Genomic DNA, 22,824 nt, shown 5'->3' on the forward strand with positions numbered 1-22,824 from the left:
CGCGTCATACGGCGACGCGCGCCGCCGTCATACGGCGAGCGGGTCCACGGAGTCCAGGAAGGCGCTCTCCTCCTCGGTCAGCGGAGGCCCGGTGAGGGGTTCCCTGACAGGTCCCTTCAGTGTGGCCACGAGCAGCTCCGAGCCCACGAGCCGGCTCGCGTCGGCCTGGAGCGTGATGACCCTGCACATCGCCGCGGACACGGCGTACGAGGTGGTGGCCACGCGTGACATCCGGCCCATGTAGCGGCTGAGGAGCCGGTCCGTGAGCGTCGGAGCCTTGCCCACGACCTCCGGGAACCACTGGTCCTGCGAGGTGCTCATCGTGTAGGCGGCGGCGACGGACTTGGCGGCCGCCCGCTGGACGTCGCGGGCGAAGCCCGGAGCGGTCACGTCGGTCTGCCGCAACTGCCGGCTCAGCGCCTGGGCACCCAGGGCCGCCACCGACATGCCCTGGCCGTAGACGGGGTTGAAGGTGGCGACGGCGTCACCGAGCACCACCAGGCCCTCGGGCATCGCCGTCTTGTCGAAGTCGCGGCGCCTGTTGCGGGTGCTGCGGCTGAGGAACACCTCGGTGAGCGGCTCGGCGGCCGAGACGAGCTGACCGATGATCGGGTGGCGCAGGTTGAGGGCGAAGTCGGTGAACGCCTCGGGACGGCTGCCGGGTTCGCCGCCGCGCGTGCCCGCGAGGCTGACGAGCCAGCGGCCGCCTTCGATCGGTACGAGATTCCCGGAGCGCCCCGGCCGGTTCGCGGTCGGGTCGGCCTCGACCTGTGTCAGCGGGAAGTCCTCGGCGCCCTTCGGGACACGGAAGATCCGGCTGGCGTAGACGAGTCCCGAGTCGACTTCGTCGGTCGGTATGTCCGTCACGCCGAGGCCTTCGAGCCAGTGCTCCACCCGCGAACCCCGTCCGCTCGCGTCGACGACGAGGTCGGCGCGCAGGTCCTCCTGGAGGCCTTCGGCGAGAACGCGTACACCCGTGACGCGTTCCGCGGTTCCCAGCAGGGACACCGCCTCGGCCCGGCGGACCCGGACGGGAGTCGTGCCCACGACCGCGTCGCGCAGGGTCCAGTCGAGCAGGTCGCGGCTGCAGCAGGTGAGCAGCAGGTCCTCGGCCACGACGTCCCAGCGGCGGTACCAGCCCTGCGGGCCGAAGCCCAGCATGTCGGTCAGGGACTGCTCGTGCGCCCCGGCGGCGAGCAGGCGTCCGTGCACGTCCGCCACCGGAAGCAGTTCCTGGATCGCGTCGCGTCCGCTCGGCAGCAGGATGTGGGCGTGCCGTGCCTGGGGGATGCGCTTGCGCGGGGACGGCCTGTCGGGCAGCTCGTCGCGCTCCAGGACGATCACTTCGTCCATGGACCGGAACAGGGCCGCGGCGGCGAGCATGCCGGCCACGCTCCCGCCGATGACGACAGCGCGCCGCGACATGATTCCCCCTGTTGTCATTGGTGATCGGCATCACTCTACGGTCGTACGCGCGACTGTCCAGAGGTGATCAAAAAGTGAGTGGAATGTGCCGTTGGTGCGGCGCGTGAGCGTCTCCGGGGCGGTCGGCGCCGGTGGGCCGGTCTATCGCTCGGCATCCTTCTTCACGGCCCGGAGAATCACGAACTTGGCGTCGCCCGCGACCAGTTCACTGTTGCCGAAGAGCCGGCGCAGCTTCAGGTGGTAGCCGAGATGGCGGTTGCCGATCACCCACAGCTCGCCGCCCGGGCGCAGCGCGCGCCGGGCGTCCGCGAACATCCGCCAGGCGGTCGTGTCCGTCATCGCCTGATGGGAGTGGAACGGGGGATTGTTCAGGACGAGGTCGACGCTCCCGGACGGCACACCCTCCAGTCCGTCGGCGACACGGAATTCGGCCTTCCCCTCGGCGTTCTCCCGGTAGGTCGCCTCCGCCGAGGCCACCGCCTGGTACGACTCGTCGGCGAACAGCACCTCGGCCTCGGGGTTGGCGAGCGCCATGGCCGTACCGAGCACGCCGTTGCCGCAGCCCAGGTCCACGACCCGCTCGGCACCCCGGCTGCGCGGCAGGTGCCCCAGGAAGAAGCGGGTGCCGATGTCGAGGCGGTCGGCGCAGAACACGCCCGCGTGATTGACGACCGTGCGGCCCGAGACCGGGCCGACGTCGTCGGGCAGTTCGTAGCGGTACGGCCAGGGGTTGGCCTTGCGGGCGATCCCCTGGAGCGGGGTGCAGAAGATCAGGCGGGCCTTCTTCTCGGCCAGCGACGTACGGGTGGGACCGAGGATCCGCTCGAAGAGGTGCAGCGTCGAGGTGTGGATCTCCTTGACCATCCCGGTGCCGATGACGACCGTCTCCTCGTGCACCCCGGGCGCCAGCCGGTGAAGCTGGTCCTCCAGCAGGGCGAGGCTCTTCGGCACCCGCACGAGCAGCACGTCGATCCGCTCGGGAGGCGGGTCCTGGGTCGTGAGGAGACGGACGGCGGACTCCCCGGCACCGGCCCGCGCGAGGTTGGCGCGGGTCGACTCCCACGCGAGGTGCGAGTCGGTGATCAGCGTCGGCCGCCGCTCGGACAGAGCCGTGGTGAGGGCGCCCCACCGGTCGCCGAGGATGACGACCGACCCCGTCAGCGGGGTGCCGCTCTCCGCGAGATGCCGCAGCAGATACGTGTCGGCGGCGTCCCAGGCGCGCAGCCGGTCGCGCGGGTCCTCGGGGAAGCGGGCGAGTTCGTACTCGCCCCAGGGTGTCGTCATCCGGTCGTTCATCGTGGGTCAAGGCTAAGGGACCGGGACCGCTCGACGTGCGCGAGGATGGGGGCATGTCGATCGACGCGGAGCTGTTCCCGCGCGGCAGGACGGAGCTCGCGCCCGGCGCCGTGCACCTCCCGGACTGGCTGGACGCCGCACGTCAGCGGCACCTCCTGGACGCCTGCCGGGGCTGGGCCCGCCCGCCGGCGGGCCTGCGCACCGTCCGCACCCCCGGCGGCGGCACGATGACCGCCCGGCAGGTCTGTCTGGGCTGGCACTGGTACCCGTACGGCTACGCGCGGACGGTGGTCGACGGCGACGGTTCACCGGTGAAACCCTTCCCCGATCGGCTCGGCGGGCTGGCCCGCGAGGCGGTCACGGACGCCCTCGGCCCCGACGCTCCGGGCGCGGATCCGTCCGCCCCGTACGACATCGCGCTGATCAACTTCTACGACGCCGAGGCCCGTATGGGCATGCACCGCGACAGCGACGAATCGTGCGACGCCCCGGTCGTGTCGCTGAGCCTGGGCGACACCTGCGTCTTCCGTTTCGGCAACACGGAGTCGCGGGCACGGCCGTACACCGACATCGAGCTGCGCAGCGGCGACCTCTTCGTGTTCGGCGGCCCGTCACGGCTCGCCTACCACGGAGTGCCGAAGGTGTACGCGGGCACGGCTCCCCCCGGGCTGGGCCTGACCGGGCGGCTGAACCTCACGCTCCGGGCGAGCGGCCTCCCGCCGGAGCCCGCCCGGTAGCCGCGGACGCCGTCGCGCTCGTACGGCGGCCGCCGCGACCGGAGGGACGCACGCGGGGCCGGTCCCCTCGGGCCGCGACCGGACGGGCCCCGCGCGAGCGGATCATGGGAGACTCGCCCTCATGAACGGCAAGGCGGCCCCTCGGACGGCGGGGGATGGCAGTACACGGACACGGCTCGACCGGGGGCGCGGAGCACTCGGACCGGCGCTGGAACTTGTGCACACCGGGCGCGCGCCGACCCGTGCCGTCCTCACCGCCGAACTGGGCGTCACCCGGGCGACCGCGGGCGCGGTCGCCGCGGAGCTGGAGGCGCTGGGACTGATCCGGGTCGACGCGCGGCCCGGCGCCGCCGCCGGTTCCCAGGGTCGGCCCTCGCACCGGCTGGAACTCGCCGACGACGGGCCCGTCGCGCTGGCCGCGCAGGTGCACGCCGACGGTTTCCGCGCCGCGCTGGTCGGCCTCGGCGGCCGGATCGTCGCGACCGCCCCCGGCTGCGAGACCGTGGACCCCGACCCGGCCAAGGTGCTCGGCTCCGTCGTCGACGCGGGCGCCGAACTGCTCCGTGAGACGGGGCGCCGCTGCGTGGGGGCCGGGCTCGCCGTGCCGTCGGCCGTCACCGAACCCGAAGGGCTCGCGCTCAACCCCCTGCACCTGGCCTGGCCCGCCGGCTCAGCCGTGCGGGAGATCTTCGCCGAGCGGGTGCGTGCGGCCGGGATCGAGGGGCCGGCGTTCGCCGCCAACGACGTCAACCTCGCCGCCCTCGCGGAGCACCGGCACGGAGCGGGCCGGGGCGCCCGCGATCTGCTGTGCGTGGCCACCGGACACCGGGGCGTCGGCGGTGCCCTGGTGCTCGACGGGCGTCTGCACACCGGCAGTTCGGGGCTCGCCCTCGAAGTCGGCCATCTCACGGTCAACCCCGAGGGCCGCCCCTGCCACTGCGGAAGCCGCGGCTGTCTCGACGTCGAGGCCGACCCGCTGGCCTTCCTCACCGCGGCCGGCCGGACCCCGGGCCCCGAGGTGTCGCTGCTCCAGCAGTCCAACGAACTGATCCGCCACGAGAGCGCCGATCCCGCCGTCCGTACGGCGATCGAGGCACTCATCGACCGCCTGGGTCTCGGCCTCGCGGGTCTCGTCAACATCCTCAATCCGGACCGCATCATCCTCGGCGGACTGCACCGCGCCCTCCTGGACGCCGACCCCGACCGGCTGCGCGCCGTCGTCGCCGACCGCAGCCTGTGGGGGCGGAGCGGCGGGGTGCCGATCCTCGCCTGCACGCTGGACCACAACAGCCTGGTCGGCGCCGCCGAGCTGGCCTGGCAGCCGGTGCTGGACGACCCGTTGAAGGCACTGCCCGTCTGACCCCCGGGTGCGCCCGAGCACCGTGAAGCGGGCCCGGCCGCGGGGAGTGACCGGCGAAGCAGCCCGGGGAGCCCGGCGTACTCCCGGGGAGGTACGCGCACGGCCGCTGGCCGTACGACGACGCGGACCCCCTCCCGGAGCGAGTCTCGAGACATCACCAAGAGATCCCGCGCAGCCGCGTGGTTCCACCGAGGAGATGACTCGAGATGCAGACCCTGGCGAACTGGGACGGCGGTCCCGGCCCGTGGATCCTGTTCTTCCCGCTGATCTGGGCGGCGGTCGTGATCGGCGTCGTGACCGTGCTGCGGCGCACCGCCTGGCGCTCGGGCCGTGGCCCCTGGCGGGCGACGGGCGGCTTCGGTCCCGGCGGTTCCCTGCCGGCCGGTGACTCGCCGATCGCCGTGCTCGGCCGCCGCTTCGCCTCCGGCGAGATCGACGAGGACGAGTACTGGCGCCGGCTTTCCGTCCTCGACGAGCAGTTCGGACGCACGGGCAAGGGCGGTGCGGCATGACCGGCGCGACCGGCCGTACGGACGCGGCCCGTGTGGTCGACGCCGTCAAGGTGTACGGCCGTGGCGACACCGCCGTCCGGGCCCTGGACGGAGTGAGCGTCGGATTCCCGGCCGGCCGCTTCACCGCGATCATGGGGCCCTCGGGGTCCGGCAAGTCCACCCTCATGCACTGCGCGGCCGGGCTCGACACGCTCACCTCGGGAGCCGCGTACATCGGCGACACCGAACTCGGCGCCCTCGACGACCGCCGGCTGACCCTGCTGCGCCGCGACCGGATCGGCTTCGTCTTCCAGGCGTTCAACCTGATCCCGACGCTCACCGTCGCCGAGAACATCGCCCTGCCCATGGACCTCGCCGGGACCAAGGGCTCCCGCGCGTGGACCGACACCCTCGTCGACGTCGTCGGTCTGCGCGACCGGCTCCACCACCGGCCGAGCGAACTGTCCGGCGGACAGCAGCAACGCGTCGCCGTGGCACGGGCGTTCGCCTCGGAGCCCGACGTCGTCTTCGCCGACGAACCGACCGGCAACCTCGACTCCCGCTCCGGCCAGGAAGTCCTCGACCTCCTCGGCCGGGCGGTGCGCCGGATGGACCGCACGGTCGTCATGGTCACCCACGACCCGGTCGCCGCCGCCCACGCCGACGAGGTGGTCTTCCTCGCCGACGGACGCCTCGTGGACCGGATGGAGAACCCGACCGCCGACAAGGTCCTCGACCGCATGAAGGCCTTCGACAGCAAAGGCGCGCCCGTATGAACGCCGCACTGCGCCTCAGCCTCTCGTCGCTGCGCGGCCACAAGCGCCGCTTCGCCGGGACGTTCTTCGCCGTGTTCCTCGGCGTCGCGTTCCTGGCCGGCACCCTCGTCATGGGGGACACCCTGCGCGCCGGGTTCGACACCATGTTCGGCGACGCGACCAAGGGAACCGACGCCGTCGTCCGCAGCGCCGGCGTCATCACCACACCCGGGCAGAGCCAGGGCGTCCGCGCTCCCGTCCGCACCGATCTGGCCGCCACGATCGAGCGGGTCCCCGGTGTCGCCGCCGCCGCGCCCGACATCCAGGGCGCGGGCCAGCTCATCGGTTCCGACGGCAAGCCCATCGGCGGACAGGGCCCGCCCACCCTCGCGGGCAACTGGATCGACGACCCGAAACTCAACGCGTACCGGCTCGCCGAAGGCCGCGCCCCCGCGAGGTCCGGCGAGGTCGTCGTCAACCGCGGAGCCGCGAAGAAGGGCCACCTGAGGATCGGCGACACCACCGTCCTGAGGACCCCCGACCCGGTCCGGGTGACCGTCGTCGGCCTCGCGACCTTCGGTGGCGAGGACGGCATGGCCCAGGTGACGTTCACCGGCATGACACAGGCCGACGCGGAGAAGTACCTCACCGCGAAGCCCGGCGAGGCCGCGAGCATCCGCGTGCGGGCCGGCCCCGGAGTCGGTCAGGACGAACTCGTCTCCGCGGTGACTCCCGTACTTCCCAGGGGAGTCGAGGCCATCACGGGCCAGGCGTCCGCGCAGGAGAACACGGACATGGTCTCCAGCCAGTTCCTCACCCTCTTCACCACGCTGCTGCTCGTCTTCTCCGGCATCGCGCTCCTGGTGGCGACCTTCTCCATCCACAACACGTTCGCGATCGTCGTCGCCCAGCGCACCCGGGAGAACGCGCTGCTGCGCGCCCTCGGCGCCTCGCGACGCCAGGTGACCGCGTCGACCCTGGCCGAGGCGAGCGCCGTCGCCGTGGCCGCCTCGGCCGCGGGGATCGCCGGCGGCATCGGTATCGCGGCCGGGCTCCAGGCCCTCTTCCCCGCCATCGGGTTCCCCTTCCCGGACGGCGGTCTGGTGATCAGCGGCCTGTCCATGCTGCTGCCGCTGTTCGTCGGCGTCGTCGTCTGCCTGGGCTCCGCCCTGCTGCCCGCCGCGCGTGCCGGACGGACCCCTCCGCTCGCCGCCCTGCGGGAGACGGCGGTCGACGAGTCCGGCGCCTCCCGGACCCGGGCGACGGCAGGCGGCGTACTGGCCGTCCTGGCGGTGGGCGTCACCCTCACCGGTGTCCTGCTCACCCCGTCGCTGTGGCTCGCCGGACTCGGCGCCGTGCTGGCGCTCGCCGCGTTCGTCGTCCTCGGACCGGTCGCGTCCTCGGCGGCCGTACGGGTCCTCGGCGCGCCGCTCGGCAGACTGCGCGGCGTCACGGGCGGACTCGCCCGGCGCAACGCGCTGCGCAGCCCCCGGCGGACCGCCGCCACCGCGGGCGCCCTGATGATCGGCGTCGCCGTCGTCTCGCTGTTCACGGTCTTCGGCGCCTCGCTCAAGGCCACCATGGACCAGACCGTCTCGCGGTCCTTCGCCGGCGATGTCGCCGTCAGCACACCGTCGTTCGGAGCGGGCGGCAGCGGACTCAGTCCGAGACTGGCCCCGGCCATCGCGAGCCGGCCGGAGGTCGAGCACGCCGTGGGACTGGGCAAGGGAGTCGCCGAGGTCCAGGGTCAGGGCCGCGCGCTGACCGTCACCGATCCGGTCACGCTCGGCGAGGTCTTCGACCTCGGACGCGTACAGGGTTCGCTGAACGGCCTCGGCGCCGACGGCATCGCGATCACCCGCGCGGAGGCCGGCAGACAGCACCTGAAGACCGGTGACACCGCCCGGCTGACCTTCACCGACGGACAGCGGGTGAACTTCACCGTCCGTGCCGTCTACGGCCGTTCGGAGCTCGCGGGCGACTACGTCATCAGCCGCGCCGCCTGGGCCCCGCACCGCACCCAGGACGCCGACACGCTCGTCGCCGTCTCCTTCAAGGACGGGGTGAGCACGGCCGACGGCAAGGCGGCGGTGCGCAAGGTCGCCGAGCGGTACGGCAGTCCCGAGGTGCAGACCCGGGAGGAGTACGCGCAGTCGTCGGCGTCCGGCATCGACATGATGCTGACCCTGGTCTACGCGCTGCTCGCGCTCGCGGTGCTCATCGCGCTGCTCGGCATCGCCAACACCCTCACGCTGGCGATCCACGAACGCACACGGGAACTCGGTCTGCTGCGGGCCGTCGGACAGACCCGGGCGCAACTGCGCGCCATGGTCCGCTGGGAGTCGGTCCTGGTCGCCGCGTTCGGCACGGCGGGCGGTCTCGCCCTCGGTGCCTTCCTCGGCTGGGTGCTGGTCGAGGCGTCCGACGGGGCGTCGGACAGCGCCTTCGCCTTCGCGGTCCCGCCGTTGCGGCTGGTCGTGGTGGCGCTGGTGGGTCTCGCCGCCGGGGCCCTCGCGGGACTGCGTCCGGCACGGCGGGCGGCCCGCCTCGACGTGCTGCGGGCCATCGCCACGGAGTGAGCCCGGTGCCGTACGACGCTCGTGAGCGAGCCGCGTACGGGAGGGGGATCACCGCCCGGTCAGCCGGCAACGGCCGACCGGGCGGGAGCGTGTTCCGGCCTGAGCACGTCGACGGTGTGCCGGAGGGTGACCTCGTCGGCGATCTCGTACGGCGGACGCAGCGAAGCCGCCACCACGGGGGTGGACGCCGGCAGCGTGAACCACACGACCTTGCCCGACTCGCCGTCGGGGCGCACACCCCAGCTCTCGCTGACCGCCGCGACCATGGCGAGGCCGCGTCCGCAGGTGGAGCCGGGGTCGGCCTCGCGCACCACCGGGAGCCGGGGGTCGTGGTCGTGCACCGAGACCGTGAGCCGGTCGAGCAGCAGCTCGATCTCCACGGTGCAGATCTTGTCCGGCTGGGCGTGCCGGTGGACGTTCGACAGCAGCTCGGTCACGCCGAGCGCGGCCCGGTCTATCAAGGGGTCAAGATGCCAGTAGCGCAACTGCGCAGAGACGATTCTGCGGACCTGGCCGATCCGCGACGGCAGGGCTTGGAGCTCCACCGTGCAATGCCTGCTTGGCTGGCTGATCACGGCTGCGACTCCCCGAATTGAGGTCCGGAAGAAGGCGGAGATCGGATCCAGCAGAGTGGCTGAGTCGAACGGCCGCCTGCTGTGATGACCGGCGGGCTGGTTCGCAGCGTTATCGCCGGTAAACCCAGAGTGATGTGACATCAGAGTGACTCAGGGGGCACGGTCCCGCAACTCGCGGTGCTCCAGGACGTGTGGCGGGCGCCGTCGGCGCACCTCGGCCGCCGCGTCCCGACGCCTCGCCGACCGCACACCTCAGCCGCTGGGCCGCGCCCAGTGGACCGCGTACGTCAGCCGCTCGCCGCGCCCCTGTGGACCGCGTACGTCAGCCGCTCGCCGCGCCCCTGTGGACCGCGGACGTCAGCCGCCGAGCCCCGGCGCCCTGCCGACCGCGTACCTCAGCCGCCCCGTCCCGACGCCTTGCGGACCGCCTCGATGAAGCGGCGCGCCGACGGGGGGCCCGCCCGGCCGGGTGCCGGATCGTGCTCACCGAGCGTGAGCGAGTACCGCGTGCCGTTGACATCCGCCAACGCCCGGTCCTCGTGGGCGAACCAGGGTTTCGAGGCGCGCACCGCCTGCACCGGCGCGCTGTCGATCTCGCTGCCGTAGCTGGTGAGCAGTTCCAGCCTGCCGTCGCTGATCCGGACCTGTCCGGCCCGGGTGAGCGAACGCAGCCTCTTCCCGATCCGCACGCCCGTGGCCGTGAACTCCGGCTCCGCCATGACGCTCCGCCCCCTTGTGCGCTCCGGCTGTGTCCTGTCGTGACCCAGTGTGCATCCGCGTCGGGGACCACCGCCCCGCGCGGTGCAGTCTGCCCGCAGGTGGCGACGAGCACCAGTACGTATGGCGAGGCGGTCGCGGTGACGGGAGCAAAGGCCGGGATGCGCCCCCCTGAACCGGGATCCGAGCGTCCCCGGAACCGGGATCGGATGATCCCGGGATGTGGATTCCCCGCCTCCCCCCAGGGGTGGCTTTGGGCTGCCCAAAGGTGTGTTTATGCAGGTGAGAAGCGTGCGGAAGGTGCTTATGATCGAGGCGTCCGACCAGTCGAAGCGGTGTCGGCGCCACGCGATAGGAGCCCTCCCGTGAGCACTGCCCAGCCGATCAGGACCGGTGAGACCCTCGACGTCGACCGGAGCGACCCGGAATACCGGAGCTGGCTCAAAGAAGCCGTGCGCAAGGTCCAGGCGGACGCGAACCGCTCGGCGGACACCCATCTGCTCCGCTTCCCGCTCCCCGAGGAGTGGGGTGTCGATCTCTACCTGAAGGACGAGTCGACCCACCCCACGGGCAGCCTCAAGCACCGCCTGGCCCGCTCGCTCTTCCTGTACGGCCTGTGCAACGGCTGGATCCGGCCCGGCCGCCCGGTGATCGAGGCGTCCAGCGGCTCCACGGCCGTGTCCGAGGCCTACTTCGCGGGGCTCGTCGGTGTGCCCTTCATCGCCGTCATGCCGCGCACGACGAGCGCCGAGAAATGCCGGCTGATCGAATTCCACGGCGGGCAGTGCCACTTCGTGGACGACTCGCGCAAGATCTACGAGGAGTCCGTCGCGCTCGCCGCCGAGACCGGCGGCCACTACATGGACCAGTTCACCTACGCGGAAAGGGCCACGGACTGGCGCGGGAACAACAACATCGCCGAGTCCATTTTCCGCCAACTGGCCCTCGAACGCTTCCCGGAACCCACCTGGATCGTCGCCACGGCCGGCACCGGCGGCACCTCGGCGACCCTCGCCCGCTACGTCCACTACATGCAGGCGGACACCCGCATCTGTGTGGCCGACCCGGACAACTCCTGTTTCTTCGAGGGCTGGACCACCGGCGACCCGGACGTCACCTGCGAGCGCGGCTCACGCATCGAGGGCATCGGCAGACCGCGTGTCGAGCCGAGCTTCGTGCCCGGGGCCATCGACCGCATGATGAAGGTGCCGGACGCCGCGAGCGTCGCCGCCGTACGCGCACTGGAGCGGGCCATCGGCCGCAAGGCGGGCGGCTCGACCGGCACCGGCCTGTGGAGCGCCCTGAAGATCGTCGCCGAGATGGTGGCCGAGGGACGCACGGGAAGCGTGGTGACGCTGCTGTGCGACCCCGGTGACCGCTATCTCGACAAGTACTACTCGGACACGTGGCTGGCCGAACAGGGCCTGGACATCGCGCCGTACATGACGGCGATCAACTCCCTGCTGGAGACGGGCGTCTGGCCGGCCTGAGCCGGGGGCACCCCTGGGTCCGGCCGACCGTTGTCCGGCGGTGTGAAGGCCACTGCGTTCGGGTCGGCCCGGGGGAGGGTCCGGTGAACACCCCTAAATCCGGCCGTCGTTCGGCCGGAGAGGGTCCGGCTCGGTCGGCGAGGCGGACGACGCCAGGTGTTCCTGGAGCCGGGCATGCCGGAACTCGTAGGTCGCGCCCGCCTGACGCAGCACACCGCGCTGGTGCGCCTCCTCCAGGAACGCCATCAGACGCCACGGCAGCCGCCCGTTGCCGCACATCCACAATCGGGTCACGAGCAGCCAGCCCCAAGCGCTGATGAACACGGAGAACGGGCCGACGAGGAGCCAGGTCAGCAGGACGAGGCCGAAGGAGTCGTATTGCCCCGACGCCTTGGCCAGGGCCACCGCGGCGACGACCGCGGCGACGACGCCGAACGCCACCAGCGTGACGCCCCGCGTGATGGCGGCGATCCGGTCGAACCGCAACGTGGCCTGGGGCCCGGCGGCTCGCGCGGTGTCGATCGGCGAGACCATCCACGCGTGGAAGCCGGCTGCCAGTCCGCTGACCAGACCGAGGCCCAGGCCGGCGGTCAGGCCCAGGCTCAGGTAATTGCTGAAGAGCACCTTCGGCGGCGCCGCGTACAGCCAGTCGTACGAACGGCGGGGAACATCGGCTTGGAAGCCGGCGTCCTGTATGTATTCGCCGCTTGGCAATTTGACCTGCGGGTTCGTTCGGGCGGTCTGCAGCCGTAGCTCGATGAGACCGTGGAAGTGAGTGCAGTGAGCGGAGTCCCCGCAGTCCTGGCCCGCGGACGCGTACGTGGTGCCGTCGGCGTACGTCCACACAACGCCGTCGACTGGTTTGGGCGGTCGCAGATAGCGGTCGTCGTTGGGGCGTACCCCGTGAACCCAGCCGTCCGACGTGACGACATAGCGCGTGCCGTCCGTGAGGTGGTGCATCGCCCCGGCGGGGAAGTCCGCCGAAGCGGCGGCCCGGGCGCCCGCCACGGTCGCGGTCGTGACACCGAACGCCGCGCCCAGGGCCAGGCCGGTCAGGAGGCCGGTTCTGAGTCCGCGCACCAGGGCGGTCCGGAAGTGTCCGCGAGCACGCCGTGGACGGGGGGACGCTCCCGGGCAGGCGCCGCCGTGCCAGTTGCGCAGCCCCACGGCGACCAGGACGCCGGCGGCCACCGCCGTCGTGGGCGGTACCCACGGTGGAACGAGGAACAGCAGCGGGAGGAAGAAGCCGATGACCGCGGACACCAGCACGACCAGCACCGCCCTGATTGCCCCCCGCCCGCCGAACGCCGCGTAGGAGGGGAGCGGCTCCCCGATGATCCCCAGCACCCCCAGCGCGATGGCCGTGGCGAGCCCGAACGCCATGGCGAACGCGGCCGCGCCCAGCCACGTCGGGCCGACGTTCGCGTTCGGCAGGGAGGTGGTCCAGTCGAGGCTGGTGCTGGCGACCGCCCCGACCAGGACCCCCGCCAGCACGGCCGCGACGACCACCCGGGCCGCCCCTTCCGCCCTCCGTCCGCGGGTCGAGACCCGCGTCCCGAGCACGGTGTAGCCCAGCCCCACGCCGAGGATGAACCCGCACATCATCGCCGGCGCCTTGACCCCGGCGGCCGGGAACCAGGCCACGCCGAGCAGGAGCGCCACGCACCCCAGGAGCAGGATCGGGCCCAGCGTGCGCAGCGGCCACGGCAGAGCGCGGCGCAGCCGCCACCAGGCGAGCTGCCGGGTGGTCTGCCGCTGGAGCTGAGCGGCCAGTTCACCCAGCCAGGCACGGGCCTGCTCGGCGCGTGGGCTGTCCGCGAACGCGGCCGGGACGAAACCGTCCAGCAGATGCCGTTCCAGGACCTCCGGATCGGCGAACCGGCTGTCGAGCAGTTCGGCGGGGTCCCGGCCGGTGTCACCGTAGGCGGCCCGTGCCATGGCCACCATCAGCGGTGTGCTGAACGCCGAGCGGACCGTACGGGCGACGGGGGCGTCCGGACGGCGGCGGAACTCCTCGAGGACCGGATCCCAGCGCGTGGCGCGCTCTCCGCCCTTTCCGCGTACGGGCCTGCCGGTGCGCGCCAGATAGGAACCCACGGTCTCGAACGTCAGAGGCCGCAGTTCGATCACCGCGGCGGCGGTGAACACGTCGCTCGTCTCCACCGCCTTCGCGTACGCCTCCGTACGGCACGTCACCACGACGGGCTCACCCGGGTCGAGTTCCGTGTTGAGCCGGCGCAGAGCCGTCGCCCACGAGGACTCCGGCATCTCGTCCAACCCGTCGAAGACGGGCAGCACCAGCCCGGCTCGCAGGAGCTTGCCGGCCCAGGAGGCGCCCGGATGGGTCGCGGCCAGATGCGCGGCCATCCAGTCCCGCAGGCTCTTGTGCTCGGGCTGCCAGCTCGACAGGGGAAACAGGACCGGGACGCGGTCGCCGGGCGCCCATCGGGCGATCCGGTCCAGGATGAACCCCACCGCCAGCATGGTCTTGCCGCTCCCCGGTTCACCGAGCACCACCAGCCGCCGGGACGGGACGGCCTCCAGGACGCTCGCGATGTCCTCGGCCCGGTCCCCTTCGGTCACGACGGGACCGACCTCGCCGGGAGCGTCGACCAGCCACGCCTCGGCGGGCGACCAGCGCACCTCCAGCGGGTAGGGGTCCTGGAGCCGGCGCAGCCGCCACTCCGCCCGCCACTGCTCCTCCACCGCCCCCGACAACCGCTCGGCCCACTGCTCCAATCGCTCCCGGGAAGGTGCCGAGCCCTCGTCCGCCGCCTCGCCCTGCGGGGCGCTCTTCCACAGATTGACCGAGAGCCCGAAGAGCGAGAACCCGAAGCCGAGAACGGCGGTCAGCACCGAGGTCTTGCCGAGATCTCCGTTCGAGAACGCCACGCAGAGCACGGTCCCTGTGAGCGCGACCGCACCCAGCCAAATGCCATGCCGCCACCACCGCATCACACGTTCCCGTCACGCCTCGCCGTCCGCGCGAGGAGTCCCGCTACCGGGCTTTCCAGTTCGCGTTGTCCGGGATCGTCTTCTCCGGCACGCGCACCTGGATGATGGACGGACCGCTCGCGTACTCCAGCGCACCCGTCACGGCGTCCTCCAGCTCGCCGTACGTGCCGACTTCCCATCCCCGGCAGCCGAAGACCTCCGCCAGCCTGCTGTAGTTCCACCGGTGCAGCTCGCACGGCTTGTAGAACGGTTCGTCGGAGTGGAACACCGCCGCGTCGGCGAGCCACTGCTCCACCGCGTAGACGCCGTTGTCGATGACGAACACGATCGGATCGAGCCCCAACCGGGTCTGCGTCGACAGGCATTGGGCCGTCATCTGGAAGCCTCCGTCACCGGAGAGGACCAGGACCCTTTGTTCGGGGCGCTTCGCCAGGCAGATGCCCGTCGCGGCCGGCGCGCTGTAGCCGATCGACGAGTAGGACGACTGGACGACGAACCCGCCGGGTCCGGGCACGTCGAGCAGCAGGCTACCGAAATAGTTCATGCTCGCGTCGGCACCGACGATGGTGTTCCTGTCGACGTACCGCTGGATGTAGTCGTAGAACCCCTGGTAGGTGATGACGTCGGCCTTCTCCACGTCCGGCGCGCTGCGCGCCGGGGCCTCCGGCAGCTTCCGTTCCTTGGGGGCGATCCTCTCCGCCAGGATGCCGTCGATCAGATGCTCCAGCGCGACCTGCCCGCCGAAATGGGTTCCGAGCTTGACCGCGTCGAACGACGCGAACGCGGTCCTGTCGTAATCCGGTTCCCAGCCCAGCGAGTTGATGTCGGTGAGCCACACGCCGAGTGCCAGGACGAAGTCGGAGGTGTCTGCCAGATCGGTCACGACCTTCGACGACGCCTGGCCGTCCAGCACACCGGCGAACAGGGCGTCGTCCTCGGACAGGACGGCCTTGCTCAGCAGTTCCGTGACGAACGGGACGTTCAGCTGCCGGATCAGGTTCGTGGCCTTGTCCTGAAGGCCGAGACGGTCGATCTCCACGCCGAGCCAGATGAGCGGACTCTCGGCGCTTTCGAGCTTCGCGCAGATCCGGGCGACCGACTGCTCCAGGCTGCTCTGGTCCGACAGGACCCTGACCGGCTTCAGAACGCCCTCCGGCGGCCGGCACTCCAAGTCGACCATGTCCTGGAGCAGTTCGATGTAGATCGGGCGCCGTTCGCTGATGCACCGGGTCAGCGCGTAGTCGATCAGTGTCGGCGCGAGGTCCGGGTTGTCGATCCGGATGGCCGCCACCGTCAGGTGCTCGAAGGACTGGAGATCCGTTTCCCGTCCGCTGATGAAGTGATGCGCGCTGAAGCCGGTCTGCTCGAAGGTGATGGTCTTCTTGACGCTCGGCGTCCCGTTGATCAGCACGAGGGGAACCTTCTCGACGTAGGCGCCGGCGACCGCGTTCACGGCGCACAGCGCGCCCGCCGAGTAGGTCACACAGAGCGCGCCGATTCCCCTCAGCCTCGCGTATCCGTCCGCCGCGTAACCGGCGTTGACCTCGTTGACCTCCTCGATGATCTTCGTGCCGCTCGGCGCGACGTACCGGTTCAGCCATTCGATCGAGTAGTCTCCCGCGATCGCGAACAGGTGCTCCAGGCCCAGTTGACGGAGCCGGTCCACCAGGTACCGCCCTACAGTGCAACTCTCGTTCATGGTTGAAGCACCTCCGTGGTCAGTAGTCGCTCGCGCCGCCGAACAGCCGGGGCATGTAGATGTCGAAGATTCCCGGGCACTTGCGCTCCGGATACCGCTGCAGCAGGAAGCTCTTGAAGGCGTCGCCCGTCAGCCCGTCACCGATCGCCTGCCGGGCGGATGAGAGGTACTCGACGTTGCGCGCGACCTCGTTCTTGTCGGCCGGCAGACCGTGGCCCGGCATGAACAGCTCGTAGTCCGACACGAGCATGTCGCGCAGCACCCGGATCCAGTGGTCCAGGTGTTTCGTCAGGTACGGATGGGTGCCGCTGTAGACCAGATCCTGGGTGAAGTACACGCCCAGATCGGGAAGCCTGATCGTGAGGTGGTAGTCGATCTCGGTGTCCGTCACCCGGTCGAGGAGGTACCTGACCCCGTCGATCTTGTCCTCGCCGACACGGGCGACCTGTTCCGGGACGACGACGCGGTCCGGGGCGAGGTCACCGAGTTTCCAGTGGTCGCTTCGCGAGTCCTCACCGTGATCGTGGATGAACGTCATGGTCTCGGACAGCGCGTGGACCGTGACGTCGCCGAACGCGGTCCCGAGACCGAACCAGTGGTCGGGATGACGGTGGGAGATGTACAGCCTCTCGATGGGCTTGCCCAGACCGTCCGCGTAGTCCCTGAAGGCTCTCGCGTAGGGGGCGAGGAACTGCGCGTCGACGAGAACGAGCTGATTCCTGGTTTCGACGACATGCGTGGCGTTCGCGATGTTGCTGCCCGCGAAGGACGCGACGAACGTGTGGATACGGACGTCACCCGTCTGCTTCACGACCATGGTGATGGGATCCGACACCTGAGCCAGCACGGGAGTCCCCTTTCCGGGATGGTGCGGTCTTCTCTCGCAGCTCCCGCAACGCGGCCGAGGCCACGTCGTAGGCGCTGTCCCCGCCGGGAACCGGGTCGTCCTCGCCGGGTCGCCAGAAACGCCGGCGCGCCATGCGCATGGAAGCGTCGAACGGCGGGATCGCGTTGAACACCTCGATCAGGTACGGCCCGTGGTACACCGGTTCGATCTCGCGCGCGAGGACGTCCCACGGGATCCAGCTGTCCTTCACCGCCCCCCGGTCGGGAGCGGAGATGTGGACGTAGTGGAGCCGGTCCTGCCGTGTCGCCCGCCCGACGTTCTCCCTGAGGACCGACGGACCCTGGCTCTCCATCACGACCTGCGCCGTGTCGATCGTCACGCCACCGCGCGGGTGTTCCAGGCCCTCGAGGAAGTCCAGTACCTCCGAGACCATGTTGGGCGGCGGCGTCTCCCAGCTCTTGACGGGCTCGACGGCGAGCCTCACCTCGCGCGTCGCGGCGTACTCCAGCAGTTCCTCGAAGACGGGACGTGCCGCGTCGAAGCGTGGCTTCATCCAGTCCTGCAGCGCGTCGCTCCAGAGCGGCTCGTCGGTGTCCGTGACCGGGAAGACACCGTAGGGATGGATGAACGGCCCGGACATGATGGAGTCGCCGCCCAGGACGTGGGTGATGTCGACGCGTGACTTGAGGTAGGACAGGGCCCGCGCGCGCTGCTCCTCGTAGGGCGAGGTCGGGTCGAAGGTGCGCGTGGTCCCGACATTGGTGGTGAACCCGACCTCCCCCAGCCCCGCCCGCTCGAATGTCTTCTTGAGGCCGGCGTAAGAGTCGACCTCGACCTTGTGATCGACACTCGGGGGCTGAGCGGCGATGTGCACGTCGAAGCCGTCGTAGCCCATGTCGGTCAGGGCCTTCAGGTGATCGATCAGGACCCGGCTGTACCGCTCGTCCTGTGGCCGCAGATCAGCCGTGAACATGAAGAAGCTGAAGAAGACGTCTCGTCCGATGGTCGCGTTCATGGTCACCAGCCCAGGATGTCGGCGAGGTAGGCACGGGCCTTCTTGGCGTACTCGAGCGGCACGGCCTTGTTCGGATCCTGTTCCGCCTCCACCACCAGCCACCCCCGGTAGTCGGCCGCGGCCAGCGCCTCGAGGATGGGCCGGAAGTCGATCCCGCCGTCTCCGGGCACGGTGAAGACGCCGAGCTGGATGCCCTCCTGGAACGACAGGCCCTCTTCCCGCACCCGGCTCACGACCTCGGGCCGGACGCTCTTCAGGTGGACGTGGCCGATGCGGTCGGCGTAGTCCCGGGCCAGGTCCAGCGGATCGTCACCGGCGAAGGCCATGTGGCCGGTGTCGAGGAGGAGGTGGACCAGCTCCGGATCGGTCGAGGCCATCAGCCGGTCGATGTCGGCCCGCGTCATGACGCCCGTCCCCATGTGGTGGTGATAGCTGAGCTTCAGCCCGGCCGAGGCGGCGATCCCGCCGAGCTCGTTCAGACCCGAAGCCAGGGCGTCCCACTGGGAGTCGGTGAAGACCGGGCGGTTGGCGAACACGTCCACGGGAAGCAGGTGGGACGAGGCGCCGAACTCGGCCACGACCAGCTCGGTCCCGCCCAGGGTCTTGATGTGGGTCAGCGTCTCCTCGAAAGCGGCGACTGTCTTCTCCCGCATCCGGCCGATCGTGAAGTACGTGCTCGTCCAGGGCTCGGACACGCTCAGCCCGCGCAGGTCGAGGGCGGCCTTGAGCTCGGCGGCGTCCGAGGGGTACTTGTGCCCGATGCTGCATCCCTGGAAGCCGGCGAGTGCCATGTCGCTCACGGCCTGGCCGAAGGAGATGCCGGCGTCGATGGCGGGGAAGTCGTCGTTCCACCACAGGGTGCAGCAGACGCCGAGCTTCACCTTGTCCGGGCTGAGACGGGCGAGTGTGTCCGTCATCTCGTCGCCCCTTTCAGGTAGCGGTCGGCGATGCGGGGCGGCCGAGCCCAGGAGCCGTATCCGGGGGCCTTGGCACCCGGGGGATTGGCACCGATGGCCCGCCACAGGAGCCCCTCCTGGTACGCGGCGGCGGTGACCGTGGAGGTTTCGCCCGCCGCCCGGGCCCCGTGACGATCGGTCCACTCGGGCGGCAGCGCGTACCACATCCCGGCGTACCAGAGCTTGATCACGTTGCGGGCCACGGGGCCGAGCCGGTCGTCGCTGAAGATCCGGTGGCGCAGGGCCCGGTCGAAGAGATCCCGGTCGAGCGGGGCTCGCGGGTGCCTTCCGGCCTCTCCCGCCGCGTCGGCCCGTGCCGCCCTGTGCGCTTCCAGGAGCGCGCTGACGATCTCGTCCCCGCAGGCGGCCCGCACTTTCGCCAGATACCGGTGGGCCATGCCGGTGCCGAGCAGATCGGTCTCCTCGAAGGCGGTGAGGTCGACCGACAGGAGGAGGAACCTCTCGAACGACGGGGCGGTCATCACGTCACCGTCCGGATGGTCTCGTCGGTACCGGATGAGGCTCCCGGACCGGGCCCGGCCGCTGCCGGGATCTCGAAGGTGGGGCCGGCGTGCAGGCCGCCGCCGCCCGGCAGGGGGGTGCACACCAGCCGGTTGAAGCCGTCGCGCAGGCGGAACATCTCGCAGACGCTCTCCTGGAGGACTTCCGGCTGTCCGTTGAACGCCTTCGTGAGCAGGGCGAGGAACGCCCCGTAGTCGGCGTTGAAGTCCTCGGCGACCCGGGCGAGTTCCGATCCCGCCGGATAGTCGGCCAGCCGGACACTCGTCTTCACCTTGTACACGTCGCCCCAGGAGATGCTCAGCGAGGGCCCCGAGGGCGCGTCGGGGTGGTCGCCCACCTGGTAGTAGCGCCCGAGCTGGAGCTGCCGGAACCGGTAGTAGTGGGCCAGCTCCCCTTCCGCGTCGTGGATGCCGCAGTCGAGGCCCTCGCCCTGCCCGGCGATGAAGCGGAGCGCTTGCTGCGCCGACTCCAGGTCGGAGACGACGACCACCTCCCCGCCGCCGGAGTAGAAGTACTCGGGCCCCACCTGACGGGCCGGATCACCCTGGAAGAGCGCGGGATCGTTGGCCGCCACCTTCTCTAGCCCTTCGATGATCTCCTCGTAGAACTCGCCGATGCTGTAGAAGCGCATCTGCTCGGTCGTGGGGCTGGAGACCAGGAAACGGGTCTTGCGGTCCGGTGACCTCACCAGCCGCGAGTCGGCGCCGGGGGCCTTGCCCGGCCGCTCGATCTTGCAGAACGTCTCCACCGCCTCGGGGGAGAAGGGCCGCAGGTCGACGGTGAAGTCGTCCTCCCCGTCCGGCAGCCGGGCCGGATAGGACGGCACGAAGCCGGGGCGGGTCAGGTCGGGCGTTCCGCCGATGGCGTTCAGGACGTTGGCGGCGAGGGTCAGGTGCAGCATCTCCTCCACCGCGGTCACCCGGATGATGTGGGCGGCGTCGGAGTTGGTGCCGGAGTGTATGGAGTAGTACGCGGTCAGGTAGGGCGGGATGGTGGCGTGCTCGAGGGCCATCGCCGCGTTCAGGTAGACGAGCAGGTCGTCACGGTTCTCGATCGTCGGCGCGATCATGAGGCCGCCTCCTGTGCGTTCGGCGCCGCGTGGCGCCGGCCGGAGGTGACGTCGATCGGCGCGGTCTCGGAGTCGAGCTGGGCCAGCATGGCCCGGACGCTGCGCAGGCACAGGGCGGCGAGGGTGAGCGTCACGTTCGACGTGCCCACCGTGGGCATGCTGCCCCCGCCGACCAGGTAGAGGTTCTCGTGGTCCCAGCACCGCTGGTCCGCGTCGACCACCGAGGTCGACGGGTCGCGGCCCATCACATGGGTGCCGGCGAGATGGTTGCCCCCGTGGATCTCGTAGCCCTCGCCGTCGTGGACGGCGTAGCCCCAGAAGTTCGGGTTGTACGCGGTGTGGTCCTCGGCCCCCAGACGGGCGAAGATCCGCTTCGACAACTGCCGGGCGTACGCCACACCCCGCATCGTGTACTCGGGGACGTTGTACGTGAGGACGGGCCGCATGTTGCCCAGCTCGTCCGTGAAGTCCGGGCTCACGGTGACCCGGTTGCCGGGATCGGCGGGGACCTCGACCATGAACGCGAGCTGGAGCTGACGGGACACCCGGTCCACCAGGCCCTGGCGGAGGGACTCGCCGTAGCGGCCGCCGGAGTCCACCAGACCGATGAGGTCGGTCATCGGCGCGCCCCGGGCCCAGCCCCAGCCGTCGTTGTGGATGTCGACGGTGAACGCCGCCTGCCGGCTCCGGAAGCGGCCCCCGCGCAGGTCGGCGATACCGCCCGTGCAGATCGTGCCCCGGAAGGTGCCGGCCACCTCGGGCAGCAGCGCCCACGCGAGCAGATAGGCGTGGTCCATGAAGTTGCGCCCCATCAGGCCGCTCGAACCGCGCAGGCCGGAGGCCAGCATCAGCCGGGGGTTCTCCACCGCGTTGGCCGCCAGGACGAACAGCCGGCCGCGTGCTCGCATCGTGGTGTAGCCGCGGCTGTCGGGCCGCTCGTAGCGGCGGTACTCGATCTCGGTCACCCGGTGCGTGCGCTCGTCGACGTGCACCTTGTACGCCACCGCCTGGGCCACCAGGTCGACCCGGCCGCTCTGGAGGGCCAGGGCCAGGGTCTTGCCGGCGTTGTACTTGGCCTGCACCGGGCAGATGGGCACGCAGTTGTTGTTGCCCTGGCACCGCTCGCCGACCTCGACCTGGTACGCGCTCACCGCGCCTCGCGGGACGTAGCCCCGACCGCCGTCGTAGGCGGGGTTCGGTATCCCGTTCCGGCCCTGCGGGAACGGACGGACCCGCAACTCGCGATGTTCCCCGTCGAGTTCGACCGGCATCCCGTCGACGTCCCTGGCGACCGTCCGGTCCAGGTAGGACAGGGGCAGTCCCTTCATGGGGAAGACGTAGTCCTCGTCGAAGCTGATCCCGAGGTAGGCCTGGTCCTCCACGTCGGCGGAGACGCCGATCTCGCGTTCGGCCTCGCTGTAGTACGGGGCGAGGTCCTCGTAGGTGAGCGGCCAGTCGGCCCCCTCGCCGTAGAGCGTCCGCATCCGGAAGTCCTCGGGCAGCATCCGCAGCGCCTTGCCCTCCCAGTGCATGGTGGTGCCGCCGAGGACCCGCGTGTAGGTGGTGTCGGTGGTGAAGGGCCCGTTCTGGACGATGTAGCCCGAGGCGTCGGGCGCGCCGGGGGTGATGCGCCGTGCGTCGGTGCCGCGGGGCATCGGGGCGTTCGCGACGACCGGGTAGGGGGCCTGGTTGTCCTTGCTGACGGCTGAGTAGAACCGGTCGAGGTAGCGCTCGTAGCCCCTGAGGGTCAGGTCTTCGGCCGGGCCCGCTTCGAGGAGCAGCACCTTCCTGCCGGCCTCGCTCAGCCGCAGGGCGACGAGAGCGCCGGAGATCCCGCCGCCGACGACGACGGCGTCGTAGAGGACCTCGGCCGCCGCCCCGGGATCGGTGCGGTGCGCCGCCCCCTTGGGAAACTTCGCGTACATGGGACAGTCACTCCTCCACTGCCAGGCTCAGCCGGGACCGGCATGGCTGCCTGGGTTCGAGCCGGTCGGCCGCGGTCACACGGCCTTGGTCCGAACGCGTGTGGCGGACGCATGGGAAGGGTCGCCCGGCGACCGAGGTCCGCTGCGGACGCCGATCGCGCCCATGGGCTGCCGCCACGGGTGGGTGTGGGAACTCTGCGCGAGCGAGCCGATGAACGGCGCAAGAGAGCGCAGATTGTTCATGGCAACTTCGATGGTCGAGCTGCGCGTTGGTGTCGCTGCTGCTGACGCGGCGCACAAGCCGCTGTCGCGTCAGCAACGATACGCGCGAACCCTCAAGATCGCTGGATGTGCCGAGGCGCCTGCCGCACGTCGCGCCCTGAGCGAGAAGGAACCTGAAGGAGCCTCAGG

The 22,824-nt window shown here is 70.9% G+C and carries 18 protein-coding genes; 6 read left to right on the forward strand and 12 right to left on the reverse strand.

The genetic code is table 11. The features are described from left to right. Positions 1-27: 27 nt before the first annotated feature. Positions 28-1,425, reverse strand: coding sequence for an FAD-dependent oxidoreductase (locus ACZ4TO_RS16695; protein WP_468024521.1), 1,398 nt, complete (start codon positions 1,423-1,425; stop codon positions 28-30). Positions 1,426-1,566: 141 nt separating this feature from the next. After that, complete coding sequence (locus ACZ4TO_RS16700) at positions 1,567-2,721, reverse strand: methyltransferase (RefSeq protein ID WP_468024522.1); 1,155 nt, start codon at positions 2,719-2,721, stop codon at positions 1,567-1,569. A 59-nt stretch (positions 2,722-2,780) separates the two neighbouring features. On the opposite strand from ACZ4TO_RS16700, the gene ACZ4TO_RS16705 reads away from it, so the two are divergent. The 5 genes from ACZ4TO_RS16705 (at position 2,781) to ACZ4TO_RS16725 (ending at position 8,643) form a co-directional block, all read left to right on the forward strand. Next, entirely contained in the window at positions 2,781-3,458 is a 678-nt protein-coding gene (locus ACZ4TO_RS16705) for an alpha-ketoglutarate-dependent dioxygenase AlkB family protein (protein WP_382787230.1), read from the forward strand. Positions 3,459-3,579: 121 nt separating this feature from the next. Continuing rightward, on the forward strand, positions 3,580-4,818 hold the full coding sequence (locus tag ACZ4TO_RS16710) for an ROK family protein (RefSeq protein ID WP_382786653.1): 1,239 nt from the start codon (positions 3,580-3,582) through the stop codon (positions 4,816-4,818). Positions 4,819-5,024: 206 nt separating this feature from the next. Next, positions 5,025-5,330 (forward strand): SHOCT domain-containing protein, encoded by a 306-nt coding sequence (locus ACZ4TO_RS16715; RefSeq protein ID WP_382786650.1) that lies wholly within the window; start codon positions 5,025-5,027, stop codon positions 5,328-5,330. Then, a complete protein-coding gene (locus ACZ4TO_RS16720) occupies positions 5,327-6,085 on the forward strand; it encodes an ABC transporter ATP-binding protein (protein ID WP_468024523.1) in 759 nt (252 codons plus the stop codon). The genes ACZ4TO_RS16715 and ACZ4TO_RS16720 overlap by 4 nt, the downstream gene beginning before the upstream one ends. After that, on the forward strand, positions 6,082-8,643 hold the full coding sequence (locus tag ACZ4TO_RS16725) for an ABC transporter permease (RefSeq protein ID WP_468024524.1): 2,562 nt from the start codon (positions 6,082-6,084) through the stop codon (positions 8,641-8,643). The genes ACZ4TO_RS16720 and ACZ4TO_RS16725 overlap by 4 nt, the downstream gene beginning before the upstream one ends. Positions 8,644-8,702: 59 nt before the next feature. On the opposite strand, the gene ACZ4TO_RS16730 is transcribed toward ACZ4TO_RS16725, so the two are convergent. Both ACZ4TO_RS16730 and ACZ4TO_RS16735 read right to left on the reverse strand, forming a co-directional pair. Further along, positions 8,703-9,218: an ATP-binding protein gene (locus tag ACZ4TO_RS16730; RefSeq protein WP_382786636.1), complete on the reverse strand. Its 516-nt coding sequence runs from the start codon at positions 9,216-9,218 to the stop codon at positions 8,703-8,705. 395 nt (positions 9,219-9,613) lie between these two features. After that, positions 9,614-9,937 carry a hypothetical protein gene (locus ACZ4TO_RS16735; RefSeq protein ID WP_382786629.1) on the reverse strand — a complete coding sequence of 108 codons (324 nt, stop codon included), beginning with the start codon at positions 9,935-9,937 and terminating at the stop codon, positions 9,614-9,616. A gap of 363 nt (positions 9,938-10,300) precedes the next feature. On the opposite strand from ACZ4TO_RS16735, the gene cds1 reads away from it, so the two are divergent. Then, positions 10,301-11,425: an L-cysteine desulfhydrase Cds1 gene (gene cds1, locus ACZ4TO_RS16740; protein ID WP_385039601.1), complete on the forward strand. Its 1,125-nt coding sequence runs from the start codon at positions 10,301-10,303 to the stop codon at positions 11,423-11,425. A 93-nt stretch (positions 11,426-11,518) separates the two neighbouring features. On the opposite strand, the gene ACZ4TO_RS16745 is transcribed toward cds1, so the two are convergent. From ACZ4TO_RS16745 to ACZ4TO_RS16780, 8 genes are all read right to left on the reverse strand, one after another. Next, the gene (locus ACZ4TO_RS16745) at positions 11,519-14,317 is read right to left on the reverse strand and encodes an NACHT domain-containing protein (RefSeq protein ID WP_468024525.1); all 2,799 of its coding nucleotides are present in this window, start codon (positions 14,315-14,317) and stop codon (positions 11,519-11,521) included. 106 nt (positions 14,318-14,423) lie between these two features. Further along, positions 14,424-16,079 carry an alpha-keto acid decarboxylase family protein gene (locus ACZ4TO_RS16750; protein ID WP_468024526.1) on the reverse strand — a complete coding sequence of 552 codons (1,656 nt, stop codon included), beginning with the start codon at positions 16,077-16,079 and terminating at the stop codon, positions 14,424-14,426. A gap of 19 nt (positions 16,080-16,098) precedes the next feature. Next, positions 16,099-16,926 carry an MBL fold metallo-hydrolase gene (locus ACZ4TO_RS16755; protein WP_468024527.1) on the reverse strand — a complete coding sequence of 276 codons (828 nt, stop codon included), beginning with the start codon at positions 16,924-16,926 and terminating at the stop codon, positions 16,099-16,101. Next, positions 16,874-17,941 carry a sugar phosphate isomerase/epimerase family protein gene (locus ACZ4TO_RS16760; protein WP_468024792.1) on the reverse strand — a complete coding sequence of 356 codons (1,068 nt, stop codon included), beginning with the start codon at positions 17,939-17,941 and terminating at the stop codon, positions 16,874-16,876. The genes ACZ4TO_RS16755 and ACZ4TO_RS16760 overlap by 53 nt, the downstream gene beginning before the upstream one ends. Positions 17,942-17,943: 2 nt before the next feature. Continuing rightward, positions 17,944-18,858: a myo-inosose-2 dehydratase gene (gene iolE, locus ACZ4TO_RS16765; RefSeq protein ID WP_385039589.1), complete on the reverse strand. Its 915-nt coding sequence runs from the start codon at positions 18,856-18,858 to the stop codon at positions 17,944-17,946. After that, entirely contained in the window at positions 18,855-19,379 is a 525-nt protein-coding gene (locus ACZ4TO_RS16770) for a hypothetical protein (protein WP_382786611.1), read from the reverse strand. The genes iolE and ACZ4TO_RS16770 overlap by 4 nt, the downstream gene beginning before the upstream one ends. After that, complete coding sequence (locus tag ACZ4TO_RS16775; protein WP_468024528.1) at positions 19,379-20,488, reverse strand: ferritin-like domain-containing protein; 1,110 nt, start codon at positions 20,486-20,488, stop codon at positions 19,379-19,381. The genes ACZ4TO_RS16770 and ACZ4TO_RS16775 overlap by 1 nt, the downstream gene beginning before the upstream one ends. Further along, positions 20,485-22,413 carry a GMC family oxidoreductase gene (locus ACZ4TO_RS16780; protein WP_468024529.1) on the reverse strand — a complete coding sequence of 643 codons (1,929 nt, stop codon included), beginning with the start codon at positions 22,411-22,413 and terminating at the stop codon, positions 20,485-20,487. The genes ACZ4TO_RS16775 and ACZ4TO_RS16780 overlap by 4 nt, the downstream gene beginning before the upstream one ends. Between the last annotated feature and the right edge of the window lie 411 nt (positions 22,414-22,824).

It is taken from the genome of Streptomyces sp. NPDC028298 (assembly GCF_055565895.1).

What these genes read in the sequence shown, in the direction of transcription:
- ACZ4TO_RS16695 (WP_468024521.1), bottom strand. Translation starts at nt 1,425, where the DNA reads ATGTCGCGGCGCGCTGTCGTCATCGGCGGGAGCGTGGCCGGCATGCTC.
- ACZ4TO_RS16700 (WP_468024522.1), bottom strand. Translation starts at nt 2,721, where the DNA reads ATGAACGACCGGATGACGACACCCTGGGGCGAGTACGAACTCGCCCGC.
- ACZ4TO_RS16710 (WP_382786653.1), top strand. Translation starts at nt 3,580, where the DNA reads ATGAACGGCAAGGCGGCCCCTCGGACGGCGGGGGATGGCAGTACACGG.
- ACZ4TO_RS16715 (WP_382786650.1), top strand. Translation starts at nt 5,025, where the DNA reads ATGCAGACCCTGGCGAACTGGGACGGCGGTCCCGGCCCGTGGATCCTG.
- ACZ4TO_RS16720 (WP_468024523.1), top strand. Translation starts at nt 5,327, where the DNA reads ATGACCGGCGCGACCGGCCGTACGGACGCGGCCCGTGTGGTCGACGCC.
- ACZ4TO_RS16725 (WP_468024524.1), top strand. Translation starts at nt 6,082, where the DNA reads ATGAACGCCGCACTGCGCCTCAGCCTCTCGTCGCTGCGCGGCCACAAG.
- ACZ4TO_RS16735 (WP_382786629.1), bottom strand. Translation starts at nt 9,937, where the DNA reads ATGGCGGAGCCGGAGTTCACGGCCACGGGCGTGCGGATCGGGAAGAGG.
- ACZ4TO_RS16750 (WP_468024526.1), bottom strand. Translation starts at nt 16,079, where the DNA reads ATGAACGAGAGTTGCACTGTAGGGCGGTACCTGGTGGACCGGCTCCGT.
- ACZ4TO_RS16760 (WP_468024792.1), bottom strand. Translation starts at nt 17,941, where the DNA reads ATGAACGCGACCATCGGACGAGACGTCTTCTTCAGCTTCTTCATGTTC.
- iolE (WP_385039589.1), bottom strand. Translation starts at nt 18,858, where the DNA reads ATGACGGACACACTCGCCCGTCTCAGCCCGGACAAGGTGAAGCTCGGC.
- ACZ4TO_RS16770 (WP_382786611.1), bottom strand. Translation starts at nt 19,379, where the DNA reads ATGACCGCCCCGTCGTTCGAGAGGTTCCTCCTCCTGTCGGTCGACCTC.
- ACZ4TO_RS16775 (WP_468024528.1), bottom strand. Translation starts at nt 20,488, where the DNA reads ATGATCGCGCCGACGATCGAGAACCGTGACGACCTGCTCGTCTACCTG.
- ACZ4TO_RS16780 (WP_468024529.1), bottom strand. Translation starts at nt 22,413, where the DNA reads ATGTACGCGAAGTTTCCCAAGGGGGCGGCGCACCGCACCGATCCCGGG.